This is a genomic window from Pseudomonas sp. (assembly GCF_035277045.1).
Taxonomy (GTDB): Bacteria; Pseudomonadota; Gammaproteobacteria; order Pseudomonadales; family Pseudomonadaceae; genus Aquipseudomonas.
On record NZ_DATELE010000167.1, the window covers coordinates 23439 to 36925 of the forward strand.

General features: G+C 64.2%; 12 protein-coding genes. 9 read left to right on the forward strand and 3 right to left on the reverse strand.

Features of this window, described 5'->3' with window-relative positions; genetic code table 11:
• The first annotated feature begins 372 nt into the window (after positions 1–372).
• The 8 genes from VJS90_RS08130 (at position 373) to VJS90_RS08165 (ending at position 7409) form a co-directional block, all read left to right on the forward strand.
• Complete coding sequence (locus tag VJS90_RS08130; protein ID WP_324120808.1) at positions 373–1701, forward strand: OprD family porin; 1329 nt, start codon at positions 373–375, stop codon at positions 1699–1701.
• A 159-nt stretch (positions 1702–1860) separates the two neighbouring features.
• Positions 1861–2499 carry a peroxiredoxin gene (locus tag VJS90_RS08135; protein ID WP_324120811.1) on the forward strand — a complete coding sequence of 213 codons (639 nt, stop codon included), beginning with the start codon at positions 1861–1863 and terminating at the stop codon, positions 2497–2499.
• Between the two features lie 190 nt (positions 2500–2689).
• Complete coding sequence (gene ssuE / locus VJS90_RS08140) at positions 2690–3283, forward strand: NADPH-dependent FMN reductase (protein WP_324120813.1); 594 nt, start codon at positions 2690–2692, stop codon at positions 3281–3283.
• Positions 3284–3373: 90 nt separating this feature from the next.
• Positions 3374–4339 carry a sulfonate ABC transporter substrate-binding protein gene (locus VJS90_RS08145; protein WP_324120815.1) on the forward strand — a complete coding sequence of 322 codons (966 nt, stop codon included), beginning with the start codon at positions 3374–3376 and terminating at the stop codon, positions 4337–4339.
• 60 nt (positions 4340–4399) lie between these two features.
• On the forward strand, positions 4400–5548 hold the full coding sequence (ssuD, locus tag VJS90_RS08150; RefSeq protein WP_324120817.1) for an FMNH2-dependent alkanesulfonate monooxygenase: 1149 nt from the start codon (positions 4400–4402) through the stop codon (positions 5546–5548).
• 10 nt (positions 5549–5558) lie between these two features.
• The gene (gene ssuC / locus VJS90_RS08155) at positions 5559–6356 is read left to right on the forward strand and encodes an aliphatic sulfonate ABC transporter permease SsuC (RefSeq protein ID WP_324120819.1); all 798 of its coding nucleotides are present in this window, start codon (positions 5559–5561) and stop codon (positions 6354–6356) included.
• Positions 6353–7165 carry an aliphatic sulfonates ABC transporter ATP-binding protein gene (gene ssuB, locus VJS90_RS08160; RefSeq protein WP_324120821.1) on the forward strand — a complete coding sequence of 271 codons (813 nt, stop codon included), beginning with the start codon at positions 6353–6355 and terminating at the stop codon, positions 7163–7165. Before ssuC ends, ssuB begins: the two co-directional genes overlap by 4 nt.
• Before the next feature lie 28 nt (positions 7166–7193).
• Positions 7194–7409: a TOBE domain-containing protein gene (locus VJS90_RS08165; RefSeq protein ID WP_027595183.1), complete on the forward strand. Its 216-nt coding sequence runs from the start codon at positions 7194–7196 to the stop codon at positions 7407–7409.
• Between the two features lie 296 nt (positions 7410–7705).
• On the opposite strand, the gene VJS90_RS08170 is transcribed toward VJS90_RS08165, so the two are convergent.
• The 3 genes from VJS90_RS08170 to VJS90_RS08180 form a co-directional block, all read right to left on the reverse strand.
• Entirely contained in the window at positions 7706–8332 is a 627-nt protein-coding gene (locus tag VJS90_RS08170) for a TetR/AcrR family transcriptional regulator (RefSeq protein ID WP_324120825.1), read from the reverse strand.
• Positions 8332–9924 (reverse strand): glutamate--cysteine ligase, encoded by a 1593-nt coding sequence (gene gshA, locus VJS90_RS08175; RefSeq protein WP_324120827.1) that lies wholly within the window; start codon positions 9922–9924, stop codon positions 8332–8334. Before gshA ends, VJS90_RS08170 begins: the two co-directional genes overlap by 1 nt.
• 231 nt (positions 9925–10155) lie before the next feature.
• Complete coding sequence (locus tag VJS90_RS08180) at positions 10156–12480, reverse strand: Tex family protein (protein WP_324120829.1); 2325 nt, start codon at positions 12478–12480, stop codon at positions 10156–10158.
• Between the two features lie 228 nt (positions 12481–12708).
• Here VJS90_RS08180 and ompR point away from each other — a divergent pair, with 228 nt between their 5' ends.
• Positions 12709–13449, forward strand: coding sequence for a two-component system response regulator OmpR (gene ompR / locus VJS90_RS08185; protein ID WP_324120837.1), 741 nt, complete (start codon positions 12709–12711; stop codon positions 13447–13449).
• Positions 13450–13487: the final 38 nt, after the last annotated feature.

Here is a 13487-nt window from a genome sequence, read left to right on the forward strand (position 1 = left end):
AAATCCGAACCCGGTGCTAGGCTCTGGCGCGTCGCTTGCGTCAAGCCCGGTTACTGGGAAAAGGCTTTTCCGGGCAATCGTTTGCCAATAACCTAAAGGAATGAGAGGCGGTTGCCGATACAACCTCCGGTATTAAAGGTTTCATCGTTATTCCTCAATAATCTGAGAAATTTGTAAAACAATCATTCTGGATTTATAGGATTGTCATTATCCTGTCATCCCGGCCGCGTATTAGACCAAGGTCGTGAAATCAAAAGTAACGATTGACTCAAGGGTCGCATCTTGGTGCTAAATCGCCCCATCGACAGAAGAGCAGGGCATAAGACCCCGCCTTCAGCGACACACAAGAATTAGAACGTAGAGGAGCAAAACATGTACAAGTCCAGCCTGGCTCTGGCCGTGGCACTGGGGGTTCTGGCCCAGCAAGCAGGCGCCGCAGGTTTCGTCGAGGACAGCAAGCTGTCCCTGAGCTCGCGCACCATGTATTTCGACAACGACAACCGTGAAGGCGGCAGCGACAACCGCGAGTCGGGTCAAGGCTTCAAGCTCGACTACCTGTCCGGTTACACCGAAGGCACCGTTGGCTTTGGTGTCGATGTTCAAGCCCTGTGGGGTATTCACCTGGATGGCGGCCGCGGTCATCACCCGGACAACAGCTCGTTCTTCCCGAGTGACTCGGACGGCTCCGCTGTGCACGACTGGTCGCGCATCGGCGGTAACGCCAAGGCACGCTTCTCCAAGACCGAGGCGCACTTTGGTAGCGCACTGGCACCGGCCCTGCCGATCCTGGTCTCCAACGACGGTCGCCTGCTGCCACAGACCTTCGAAGGTGGCACCATCACCTCCAAGGAAATCGATGGCCTGACCATCAACGCCGGTCAGCTGACCCACGCCATGGGCCGTGCGTCGAGCAACCGTACCGGCCTGTCGGTCGCTGGCGCCAGCCAGGACAGCAACAAGTTCCGTTACGGTGGTGCTGACTGGAAGGTCACCAAAGACCTGACCCTGCAGTACTACTACTCGAACCTGGAAGACTTCTACAAGCAGCACTTCCTGGGTCTGGTACACGTCTACCCGATTTCCCAGGACCAGTCGTTCAAGACCGACCTGCGTTATTTCGATAGCAGCAGCGACGGCAAGAATGGTGATCCGGGTTATATCTTCAACAACAACGCTGGCTATGCCAAGAACCGTGGCGAGGTCGATAACAAGACCTGGAGCGCCATGTTCACCTATACCCTGGGTGGCCATGCGCTGATGCTCGGCCATCAGCAAGTCAGCGACGACGGCGGTTTCGTCTGGCTGAACCAGGGCAGCGTAGTCGACGGCAATGGCAACCTCGAAGGTGCGGCCGGCGCGAGCTTCTACCTGTTCACCGACAGCATGATCAACCAGTTCGCCAAAGCTGGTGCCAACACCACCTTCGGTCAGTACTCGTACGACTTCGCCCGCCTGGGCGTGCCTGGCCTGAAGGCCTCGGTTGCCTACCTGCGTGGCGACGACGTGCGCAACACCAACGGCAACGGCACCTACAGCGAGTGGGAACGTGATGCGCGTATCGACTACGTCATCCAGGAAGGCCCGCTCAAAGGCCTGGGTACTTCCCTGCGTCACGGTGTGTACCGTGGCAGCGGCGGCAACTCCCTTGCTGACCAGGATCAGACCCGTCTGATCTTCAACTACACTTACAACTTCCTGTAAGCGTATTGAAAAGAGAGCCTCGCCTGGTGCGAGGCTTTTTTTTAACTGCGTTTAGATATTCTCTATAGTTATAAATAAATCGATATTTATTCTTTTTATTTTTCATCAAATGCAGGCACATTCAATCCCATAAAGCATCCAGCCAAGGAGCCGCACCCCATGAGCCTCAGACTCGGCGACATCGCCCCCGACTTCGAACAGGAATCCAGCGTCGGCACCATCCGCTTCCACGAATGGCTCGGTGACAGTTGGGGTGTGCTGTTCTCCCACCCGGCCGACTTCACGCCGGTGTGCACCACCGAACTGGGCTTCACCGCCAAGCTCAAGGAGCAGTTCGCCGAGCGTGGGGTCAAAGCCATCGCGCTGTCGGTCGACCCGGTCGATTCGCATCATCGCTGGATCGAGGACATCAACGAGACCCAAGGCACCACCGTCAACTTCCCGATCATCGCCGACGCCGACCGCAAGGTCTCGGACCTGTACGACCTGATCCACCCCAACGCCAATGACACCCTCACCGTGCGCTCCCTGTTCGTGATCGATCCGAACAAGAAGGTGCGCCTGACCATCACCTATCCGGCCAGCACCGGGCGCAACTTCAACGAGATCCTGCGGGTGATCGATTCGTTGCAGCTCACCGACAACCACAAGGTGGCCACGCCGGCCAACTGGCAGGATGGCGACGAGGTGGTGATCGTGCCATCGCTCAAGGACGAAGAGGAGATCAGGCAGCGCTTCCCCCGCGGCTACCGCGCGGTCAAGCCGTACCTGCGCCTGACGCCTCAACCCAATCGCTGAATTCTTGTTGCATTGCTCTTATCCATAGCAGGGATCTTCGGGCCGTTTCGACGGCCCTTTTTTATTGTCTGGCGTTTCTGCGGGCCTCGGTGTTGTTATCTCTTTAAGATATAAACACATGAAAAAATATGATTTCTAGATATATGTCGGGGCTGTTAATGTCACCCCATCGAACCCAAGGATGAGCGTCATGCTGGTTGTGTCCATCGGCGGTAGCCCAAGTACCCGTTCGCGCTCCGGCGTGCTGCTGGATCGTTCGCGGCAGTGGCTGCAGGGCCAGGGTGTGGAAGTGGTGACATTCCAGGTACGGGACTTCCCGGCCGAGGACCTGCTCCACGCCCGTTTCGACAGCCCCCGGGTGCAGCACTTGCAGCAACTGGTGGAACAGGCCGATGGCCTGATCGTCGCGACACCTGTGTACAAGGCTTCGTTTGCCGGTGCCTTGAAGACCTTGCTCGACTTGCTGCCCGAGCGGGCCCTGGAACACAAGGTGGTCCTGCCGATCGCAACCGGTGGCAGCATCGCCCACATGCTTGCGGTGGATTATGCGCTCAAGCCTGTACTGTCGGCCTTGAAGGCCCAGGAAACGCTGCAGGGGATCTTTGCTGACGACAGCCAGATCGCCTACGGCGAAGGATCGAAGCCCGCGCAACTGGCAGCCGCGCTTGAAACGCGCCTGCTCGAATCGCTTGAGCTGTTTCACAGTGCCTTGGCCCGTCGGCCCAGGCCCGTGGCCCCAGGCGTACTGAACGAACGCCTGCTCAGCGCCCGCTGGAGCATCTGAGCCGGCCGTAACGCCTTACCGTTTTTCCACCTTACTCGCCCGCCAACGGGCAAGCAGGTGCAACCTGAACCCAACTCGCAGGAGAGCGCCATGCGCACTGTCTTCTTGCGTCGTGGTCTGGTCGCCCTGTTTGCGGCGGCTGTGTCCTTCGGCGCCATTACCCAAGCCCAGGCCGAGAGCCTGCGCATCGGTTACCAGAAATACGGCACCCTGGTGCTGCTCAAGGCCAAGGGCACGCTGGAGAAGCGCCTTGCCGACCAGGGCATCAAGGTGCAATGGACCGAGTTTCCCGGCGGCCCTCAGCTGCTCGAAGGCCTCAACGTGGGCTCGATCGACTTCGGCGTGACCGGCGAAACCCCGCCTGTGTTTGCCCAGGCCGCCGGTGCCGACTTGCTCTATGTGGCCTACGAGCCGCCCGCGCCGCACAGCGAGGCGATCCTGGTGCCCAAGGGCTCGACGATCCAGTCGGTCAAGGAGCTCAAGGGCAAGAAGGTCGCGCTCAACAAAGGCTCCAACGTCCACTACCTGCTGGTCCGCGCCCTGGAAGACGCCGGCCTGAAATACAGCGATATCCAGCCCGTGTACCTGCCGCCGGCCGATGCCCGCGCCGCTTTCGAGCGAGGCAGCGTCGACGCCTGGGTGATCTGGGACCCGTACCAGGCCGCCGCCGAGAAGCAGCTGCAGGCCCGCACCCTGCGTGACGGCAAGGACCTGGTCGACAACCACCAGTTCTACCTGGCCACCCGCGACTACGCCACCCAGCACCCCGCCGTGGTCAGCGCGCTGATCGACGAAGTGCGCGCCGTTGGCGAGTGGTCGCAGGCCAACCCGCAGGAGGTCACCGACCAGGTGGCGCCGCTGCTCGGCCTGCCCGCCGACATCACCCTGACCTCGGTCAAGCGCCAGGGCTACGGTGCGGCGCCGCTGACACCGGAGGTGATCACCTCGCAGCAGAAGATCGCTGACACCTTCCACACCCTGAAACTCATCCCCAAGCCGTTGAGCATCAAGGATGTGATCTGGACACCCCCGGCCAAGGTCGCTACCGCGCCCTGACTGTTTTGCCTGCGCCGGGGCGTCGCCCCGGTCTGAGCCACCCTTGAGGAGACAACTCCAATGAGCCTGAACATATTCTGGTTTCTTCCCACACACGGTGACGGCAAGTACCTGGGCACCTCCGAAGGTGCCCGCGCGGTCGATCACGGCTACCTGCAGCAGATCGCCCAGGCTGCCGACCGTCTCGGCTTCGGTGGGGTACTGATTCCCACCGGCCGGTCGTGCGAAGACTCCTGGCTGGTGGCAGCGTCGCTGATCCCGGTAACCCAGCGTTTGAAGTTCCTCGTGGCACTGCGCCCTGGGATCATTTCTCCCACCGTCGCGGCGCGTCAGGCGGCAACCCTGGACCGCCTGTCCAACGGCCGTGCGCTGTTCAACCTGGTCACCGGCGGCGACCCGGACGAGCTGTCCGGTGATGGCCTGTTCCTTAGCCACGAAGAGCGCTACCAGGCGTCGGTCGAATTCACCCGCATCTGGCGCCGCGTGCTGGAAGGCGAGGTGGTCGACTACGACGGCCAGCACATCCAGGTGAAGGGCGCCAAGCTGCTTTACCCGCCGGTCCAGCAACCGCGTCCGCCGCTGTACTTCGGTGGCTCGTCGGACGCCGCGCAGGATCTGGCCGCCGAGCAGGTCGAGCTGTACCTGACCTGGGGCGAGCCGCCATCGGCGGTGGCCGAGAAGATCGAGCAGGTGCGTGCCAAGGCAGCCGCCCAAGGCCGTACCGTGCGCTTCGGTATCCGCCTGCACGTGATCGTGCGTGAAACCAACGCAGAGGCCTGGCAGGCCGCCGAACGCCTGATCTCGCACCTGGACGACGAGACCATCCAGCGCGCCCAGGCCTCGCTGGCACGCTTCGATTCGGTCGGCCAGCAGCGCATGGCTGCCCTGCACGGCGGCAACCGCGACAATCTCGAAGTCAGCCCCAACCTGTGGGCGGGCGTCGGCCTGGTGCGCGGCGGTGCCGGCACGGCGCTGGTCGGCGACGGTCCGACCGTGGCGGCGCGGGTCAAGGAATACGCGGACCTGGGCATCGACACCTTCATCTTCTCCGGTTATCCACACCTGGAAGAATCGTACCGGGTCGCCGAGCTGCTGTTCCCGCACCTGGAAATCAACCGCCCGGAGCAGCCGCAAGGCGCCAACTACGTAAGCCCGTTTGGCGAGATGGTGGCCAACGACATCCTGCCCAAAGCTGCGGCACAGAGCTGAGGAAGCAGACATGAGCCGTTCCATTTCATCATCCTTGACCCACCGCCTGGCGCCCTGGGCCCTGCCGGTGCTGCTGCTGGCGGTATGGCAGCTGGCGGTCAGCGCGGGCTGGCTGTCCACCCGCATCCTGCCGGCGCCGAGCGCGGTGGTCTCGGCCGGCGTCGAGCTGGTACGCAGCGGCGAGATCTGGTCGCACCTGGCGATCAGCGGCTGGCGCGCCGCGCTGGGCTTTGTCATCGGCGGCAGCATCGGCCTGGTGCTGGGCTTCATCACCGGCCTGTCGAACTGGGGCGAACGCCTGCTCGACAGCTCGGTGCAGATGATCCGCAACGTGCCGCACCTGGCACTGATCCCGCTGGTGATCCTGTGGTTCGGTATCGACGAGTCGGCGAAGATCTTCCTGGTCGCCCTGGGCACGCTGTTCCCGATCTACCTGAACACCTACCACGGCATCCGCAATGTCGACCCGGCGCTGGTCGAGATGGCGCGCAGCTATGGCTTGTCCGGTTTCTCGCTGTTCCGCCAGGTGATCCTGCCGGGCGCCTTGCCTTCGATCCTGGTGGGCGTGCGCTTTGCACTGGGCTTCATGTGGCTGACGCTGATCGTCGCCGAAACCATCTCGGCCAATGCCGGCATCGGTTACCTGGCGATGAACGCCCGCGAATTCCTGCAGACCGACGTGGTGGTGCTGGCCATCGTGCTCTACGCCGTGCTCGGCAAGCTCGCCGACCTCGCCGCCCGCGGCCTGGAGCGCGTATGGCTGCGCTGGCACCCGGCCTATCAACCTGCCAAGAGGGAGGGAGCATGACCGTGCTCAAGCAACAGCCGCCACGCCTGCTGCGTGGCATTCCCCTGGCGGTGCAGGGCGCGCGCAAGGCCTTTGGCCCGCGCGAGGTGCTCAAGGGTATCGACCTGCACATTCCCGCGGGGCAGTTCGTCGCCATCGTCGGCCGCAGTGGCTGCGGCAAGAGCACCTTGCTGCGCCTGCTGGCCGGTCTCGACAAGCCTACCGGCGGGCAGTTGCTGGCCGGCGCCGCGCCGCTCGCTGAAGCCCGCGAGGAAACCCGGCTGATGTTCCAGGACGCGCGCTTGCTGCCCTGGAAGAAAGTCATCGACAACGTCGGACTGGGCCTGGCCGGTGACTGGCGGCCGCGGGCACTGGAAGCCCTTGACGCCGTAGGCCTGGCTGACCGCGCCAACGAATGGCCGGCGGGTTTGTCCGGTGGCCAGAAACAGCGCGTGGCCCTGGCCCGCGCCCTTATCCACCAACCGCGCCTGCTGCTGCTCGACGAGCCGCTGGGCGCGCTGGATGCCCTGACTCGCATCGAGATGCAGCAACTGATCGAAGGCCTGTGGCGTCAGCACGGCTTTACCGTCCTGCTGGTGACCCATGACGTCAGCGAAGCGGTCGCCGTGGCTGACCGGGTGATTCTCATCGAGGACGGTGAGGTTGGCCTGGACCTGCTGGTCGACCTGCCAAGGCCCAGGGTGCGTGGTTCGCACCGGCTGGCGGCGCTGGAAAGCGAAGTCCTCAACCGTGTCCTGTCCGACCCTGGCACCCCGCCCGAGCCGGAACCCGTAGCCCCTTTGCCCACGCAACTGCGCTGGGCGCACTGAACCCCATCGAGCGAAAAGGAATACAACCATGACCATCAAAGCCATCAATGTCCGCAACCAGTTCAAAGGCACCGTCAAGGAAATCCTGGAAGGGCCGGTCCTGTCCGAAATCGATGTGCAGACCGCGTCCGGTGTCGTCACCTCCGTCATCACCACCCGCTCGGTACGCGAGCTGGAGCTGCAGGTGGGCAGTGAAGTGATCGCGTTCGTGAAGTCGACCGAGGTGTCCATCGCCAAGTTGTGATGGGTGAGACCTGCGAGGGCGCCTGCGAGGGCTTCGCCCTCGATCGCGGGACAAGCCCGCTCCCACAGGGTCCTGGGTTGCCCCAAGGAGCTGGACACCACTCCAGTTTCTTGGAGGCAACCCAACAAGCAGGGCATCAATCCAGTGTCTTGGGCTTGGTCCAAGGATTTGGACACTACTCCAGTTTCTTGGGTCTGGCCCAAGGAACTGGGCATCAATCCGGTTTTTTGGGGCATCCCAAGACCCCTGTGGGAGCGGGCTTGTCCCGCGATGGGCTGCAAAGCAGCCCCAGGATTTCAGCGTTTAGGCAGATACAACGGCAGATACATCCCTAGGTACGCATCAACCACCCGCATCCCTTCCTCCGCCATGCGCGGGGTGATCACCCCATGCAGCTGCACCGAGCGCGCATACACCCGGTCACCCAGCTCCATCGCCAAGGCAAACACCTCCATATCCTCCGGCAATACCGGCAACAGGAAATGCTCCGCGAACACCCTGTGCATCAGGTCGCCAAGTTCGATGTCATGCTGGCGGTCGGCCTGGGTCACTTCGCTGAGCCCATGCTGGGCCAGAATCAGCTGCCGTGCGGCGGCATCCTCGTTGTAGATCTCCAGCATGCGCTGTTCGAGCAGGCGCGACAGGTCGTGCCAGGTGCCCAGCGCCTGGCTGTCGATGGGCGCCTGCAGGCAGGCACGAAACGCGCGGTGCACATCGCTGGTCAGCGCTTCGAGCAAGGCCGGCACGCTGGCGAAGAAGTGGTACACCGAAGAGGGCGGGATCTGCGCCCGCTCGGCCACGCTGTAGACCGAAAGACCGGCAACCCCCTCGTCGGCCAGCAGCCCCCGCGCCGCCGTCAGGATCGTGTCGATCCTGGCCTGGCTGCTGGCGCGCGGCCTGCGGGGCCCGGTGGGACGGGTCATCAGTTGCTGATGGCCAGGATACTGGCCTGATAGGCGCCGACGAACAGGTCGAAATCACCGACTTCCTGCTGCTCGAGCCTGGCCTGCTCGGCCAGCGACTCCCGTGCGACGGTCTCGAAGGCCTGCTGCTGGGCTGGCTGCAGCGGCTGCGCGCGGAAGTGCTCGGCATGCGCCAGGCTCTGGCGCATCGAGAAGCGCGCGAAGCCTTCCTTGTGCTCGGTCATCTTCGCCAGCACCTGGGCCGACGGGGTCAACGACGAATCATCGACCTTGGCCTGCTGCAGGCCCATGGCCTTGGCGTGCTCGTCGCCGCCATGCGCCTGATCGAGCAGGCTGGCGAGCGGGGCGATGCGCGCAAGCAGCTGGGAGGCCCAGTCCCTGAGCGTGACCGCCTCGCCGTCGCGCTGAAGCTCGAGGCCAGGACGGCGTCCTTCCTTGACCACGCTGAGGAAGTTGTCGCTGCAGGCCGTGCATTCGCCGCTGCCCAGCTGCGCGCTGTCTTCAAGCGCGCAGAACAGCAGGAAGGCATCGAGAAAGCGTGACTGCGGCAGGTCGATGCCCACCGGCAGGAAGGGGTTGATGTCCAGGCAGCGCACTTCGACATACTGCACGCCACGCGCCATCAGTGCCTGGATCGGCCGTTCGCCGGTATAGGCGACGCGCTTGGGGCGAATGTTGGAGTAGTACTCGTTCTCGATCTGCAGGATGTTGGTGTTCAGCTGCACCCAGTCGCCATCCTTGTGCGTGCCCACCTCGACGTACGGCGGGTAGGGGGTCGCGACCGCCTGGCGCAGGCTGTCGGTGTAGCTGACCAGGTCGTTGTAGCAAGGCGTGAGGCCGGCCTGGGCGTTGCTCTGGTAACCCAGGTCGCTCATGCGCAGGCTGGTGGCGTAGGGCAGGTAGAGCGTCTCGGCGTCGAACACCTCGAGCTGGTGCGGGCGGCCACGCAGGAAGCCCGTGTCCAGCGCCGGCGAGGCGCCGAACAGGTACATCAGCAGCCAGCTATAGCGGCGGAAGTTGCGGATCAGCGCGATGTACGCCGCCGACTGATAGTCGCGGTCGCTGTCCTGGCTGGCTTCGGCCTCGCGCAGCAGCGGCCAGAGGTTTTCGGGCAGCGAGAAGTTGTAGTGGATGCCGGCGATGCACTGCATGGTGCGGCCGTAGCGCAGCGCCAGGCCCTTGCGATAGACATGCTTGAGCTGGCCGATGTTGGAGGTGCCGTACTCGGCGATCGGGATGTTCTCCTCGGCCGGCAGCGGGCAGGGCATCGACGGGCTCCACAGGTACTCGTTGCCGAGCTTGCTGTAGACGAAGCGGTGGATCTGGTCGAGGCTTTCGAGGGTAAGCGCCGGATCGCTCAGGGCCGGGGTGATGAACTCCAGCAGCGACTCGGAATAATCCGTGGTGATCTGTTCGTTGGTCAGGGCAGAACCCAGCGCGTCAGGGTGCGGGGTCTGGGCCAGGCGGCCGTCCTCGGTCACGCGCAGGCATTCGCGCTCAATGCCGTGCAGGCACTGCTTGAGCAGGGGGAGATTGGCGCCGAGCAGGCTCAGGCGGCGGTTGAGGAGTGTGCTCAAGATGTATTCCTTCACGCGTCAGTCGCCCCAATATGGGGGTAGAGATAACGGTCTACAAGGGTAGTAGGAGAGGACTGGCGTTGTCGCCTGGTTTACGCGGTTCCGGCAGTGCCATCACACTGCCGAAAATACCGCAGATACCCGTTGGTGAGCTAGAGCTGGATGAAGGTTCCCTGGCTCTTGGCGATCAGTCTGTCGCCCTGGAGCATTCCGGCGTCGAGCGCAGGGCACGGCGCCGGCCCTTCGTCACTTTTTCTTCAACTGCTTGGCATTGGCGAACAGCGAGGCCATGGCGTTGTTGGCGGCTGGAGCGGTTTCGCGCGGGGGGCGGGAGGCGGCCTGCTGCTGACGCGCGCCGCCACCGTGCGGGCGGCCACCGCGGTTGCCCTCGACCTTCTCGCCGGGGGTATCGCTCATGCGCATCGACAGGCCCACGCGCTTGCGCGGGATGTCCACTTCCATGACCTTGACCTTGACCACGTCACCGGCCTTGACCGCCTCGCGCGGGTCCTTGACGAACTTCTCGGACAGCGCCGAGATATGCACCAGGCCGTCCTGGTGCACGCCGATGTCGACGAAGGCGCCGAAGTTGGTGACGTTGGTCACCACGCCTTCGAGGATCATCCCCGGCTCCAGGTCCTTGAGGTCTTCGACGCCGTCCTGGAAGGAGGCGGTCTTGAACTCGGGACGCGGGTCGCGGCCTGGCTTGTCCAGCTCCTGAAGGATGTCGGTGACGGTCGGCAGGCCGAAGGTCTCGTCGGTGAACTTCTTCGGGTCCAGGCGCTTGAGGAAGGCACTGTCGCCGACCAGCGAGCGGATATCACGGTCGGTCTGGGCGGCGATGCGCTGCACCAGCGGGTAGGCCTCGGGGTGCACCGCCGAGGCGTCCAGCGGGTTGTCGCCGTTCATCACGCGCAGGAAGCCCGCGGCCTGCTCGAACGTCTTCTCGCCCAGGCGGCTGACCTTTTTCAAGGCAGCGCGGGTAGCGAAGGCGCCGTGGGTATCCCGGTGGGTGACGATGTTCTGCGCCAGCGTGGCATTGAGGCCGGAGATGCGCGCCAGCAACGCCGCCGAGGCGGTGTTGACGTCGACGCCGACGGCGTTCACGCAGTCCTCGACCACCGCGTCCAGGCCGCGGGCCAGCTTGACCTGCGAGACATCGTGCTGGTACTGGCCGACGCCGATGGATTTCGGATCGATCTTGACCAGTTCCGCCAGCGGGTCCTGCAGGCGGCGGGCGATCGACACCGCGCCGCGCAGCGACACGTCCAGGTCGGGGAATTCACGGGCGGCGAGCTCGGAGGCCGAGTACACCGAGGCGCCGGCCTCGGAGACCATGACCTTGGTCATTTTCAGCGCCGGATACTTCTTGATCAGCTCGGCGGCCAGCTTGTCGGTCTCGCGGCTGGCGGTACCGTTGCCGATCGCGATCAGTTCCACCGAGTGCTTGGCGCACAGCGCGGCCAGCACGGCGAGGGTGCGGTCCCACTCGTTGCGGGGCACGTGCGGGTAGACAGTGGCGGTGTCCAGCACCTTGCCGGTGCGGTCGACCACGGCCACCTTGCAGCCGGTGCGCAGGCCCGGGTCGAGGCCCAGGGTGGCGCGCGGGCCTGCCGGGGCGGCCAGCAGCAGGTCATGCAGGTTGTGGGCGAAGACGTTGATCGCCTCGCCCTCGGCGCCATCGCGCAGCTCGCCGAACAGGTCGGTCTCAAGGTGGGTGTACAGCTTGACCTTCCAGGTCCAGCGCACCACCTCGGCCAGCCACTTGTCGGCCGGGCGGTCGCGGTTGGCCACGCCGAAGTGCTCACCGATCATCAACTCGCACGGGTGCAGCGTGCCGGGCAGTTCTTCGCCGACCTTGAGCGAGGCGCTCAGCACGCCCTCGTTGCGTCCACGGAAGATCGCCAGGGCGCGGTGCGACGGTACGCCCCGCAGCAGTTCGTCATGGGCGAAGTAGTCGCGGAACTTCGCGCCTTCTTCTTCCTTGCCGGCCACCACCCGGGCGCTGAGCACCGACTCCTGCTTGAGGAAGCCGCGCAGCTTCTCGAGCAGGCGGGCGTCTTCGGCGAAGCGCTCCATGAGGATGTACTTGGCGCCATCGAGTGCCGCCTTGACGTCGGCCACGCCCTTCTCGGCGTTGACGAAGCGCGCTGCCTCGGCCTCGGGGGCCCGCTGCGGATCGTCGAACAAGCCATCGGCCAGCTCGCCGAGGCCGGCTTCCAGGGCGATCTGGCCCTTGGTGCGGCGCTTCTGCTTGTAGGGCAGGTAGAGGTCTTCGAGGCGGGTCTTGGTGTCGGCCAGCCGGATCTCGCGAGCCAGTTCAGGGGTCAGCTTGCCCTGTTCCTCGATGCTCGACAGGATGCTCGCGCGGCGATCGTCGAGCTCGCGCAGGTAGCGCAGGCGTTCTTCCAGGTGGCGCAGCTGGGTGTCATCCAGGCTGCCGGTGACTTCCTTGCGGTAACGGGCAATGAAAGGCACGGTCGAACCTTCATCCAGTAGCGACACGGCCGCCTCGACCTGCTGTGGACGAACGCCCAGTTCCTCGGCGATACGGCTGTTGATGCTGTCCATGAAACCACCTGAAAAATTGTGAATGCTTGAGGCCGCGGGTGGGCACCAGGTGCCGGCGACGCTGGATGAAAGCGGCGCATTATACCCGCCATGTCCGGCTTGCGGTGATGGCTGCGGGCCAGCCCGGCAGGGCAACAGTGGCACCGGGGGAAAAATCTGCTAACAATGCACACGGCACGATTCAACGTGGCTACGCCATAATGCGCGCCGAGATCACAGGAGCTTTCAATGACCAGCACTGCAAACAACGCGGAAGGCGAGAAGATACTCATCGTCGACGACGATCCCGGGCTGAGCAGCCTGCTGGAGCGATTCTTCACCAGCAAGGGCTATCGCGCCCGCGCCGTGCCGAACGTCGAGCAGATGGACCGCCTGCTGTCGCGCGAGGTGTTCAACCTGGTGGTGCTCGACCTGATGCTGCCCGGCGAGGATGGCCTCTCGGCCTGCCGCCGGCTGCGCGCGGCGAACAACAACATCCCGATCATCATGCTCACCGCCAAGGGCGATGAGCTCAGCCGCATCAAGGGCCTGGAGCTGGGCGCCGACGACTACCTGGCCAAACCGTTCAACCCGGACGAGCTGGTGGCCCGGGTCAAGGCGGTCCTGCGCCGCCAGGCCCCCAGCGTGCCGGGCGCGCCGGGCAGCGAGGACGAAACCGTCAGCTTCGGCGACTACCAGCTGTCCCTGGCCACCCGCGAACTCAAGCGCGGCAGCGAAGTGCACATGCTCACCACCGGCGAGTTCGCCGTGCTCAAGGCGCTGGTCATGCATGCCCGCGAGCCGCTGACCCGCGACAAGCTGATGAACCTGGCCCGTGGCCGCGAATGGGACGCCCTGGAGCGCTCCATCGACGTCCAGATCTCGCGCCTGCGGCGCATGATCGAGCCAGACCCTTCCAAGCCTCGCTATATCCAGACGGTCTGGGGCGTGGGGTATGTCTTCGTGCCGGACGGCAATGCCGGCAAGTGATGTTTCGTCTGTAGGCTCGCGTCACGGCGACAGGGTGA